Below are 970 nucleotides of genomic sequence, written 5' to 3' on the forward strand. Positions count from 1 at the left end.
CGCTATTAAGCGATAACTTTAGCTACAACACCAGCACCAACAGTACGGCCACCTTCACGGATAGCGAAACGTAAACCGTCATCCATTGCGATTGGGTAGATTAGTGTAACAACCATTTTGATGTTATCACCAGGCATTACCATTTCTACGCCTTCTGGAAGCTCGATAGTACCAGTTACGTCAGTTGTACGGAAGTAGAACTGTGGACGGTAACCTTTGAAGAATGGAGTGTGACGTCCACCTTCTTCTTTCGAAAGTACGTATACTTCTGATTCGAAAGTTGTATGTGGAGTGATTGAACCAGGCTTAGCTAATACTTGACCACGTTCAACGTCATCACGCTTAGTACCACGTAAAAGTACACCACAGTTCTCGCCAGCACGACCTTCGTCAAGCAGCTTACGGAACATTTCAACACCAGTACAAGTCGTTTTAGTTGTGTCTTTAACACCAACGATTTCTACTTCGTCACCTACTGTGATGATACCACGCTCAACACGACCAGTAACAACAGTACCACGACCTGAAATTGAGAATACATCTTCAATTGGAAGTAGGAATGGCTTATCGATGTCACGCTCTGGCTCTGGGATATAAGTATCTAGAGCTTCAGCTAGTTCAACAACTTTAGCTTCCCAATCTGCTTCGCCTTCAAGTGCTTTAAGTGCAGAACCTTGAATAACTGGTAAGTCATCACCTGGGAAGTCATATTCAGAAAGAAGTTCACGAACTTCCATTTCTACTAATTCAAGTAGTTCTTCATCGTCAACCATGTCACATTTGTTCATGAATACGATGATGAAAGGTACGCCAACCTGACGTGAAAGCAAGATGTGCTCACGTGTTTGTGGCATTGGACCATCTGTAGCAGCAACTACTAAGATAGCGCCGTCCATTTGTGCAGCACCAGTAATCATGTTTTTAACATAATCGGCGTGACCAGGACAATCTACGTGTGCGTAGTGACGAG

Annotated in this window: 1 protein-coding gene; it reads right to left on the bottom strand. The window is 43.8% G+C overall.

Translation table 11 applies throughout. The features are described 5' to 3' along the window. Window positions 1-5: 5 nt before the first annotated feature. Window positions 6-970: elongation factor Tu (tuf, locus tag AB4160_RS16215; RefSeq protein WP_372005518.1), on the bottom strand; the 965-nt coding region annotated here is incomplete at its 5' end.

The sequence above is a fragment of the Shewanella sp. 10N.286.51.B8 genome (assembly GCF_041469325.1).
Classification (GTDB): domain Bacteria; phylum Pseudomonadota; class Gammaproteobacteria; order Enterobacterales; family Shewanellaceae; genus Shewanella.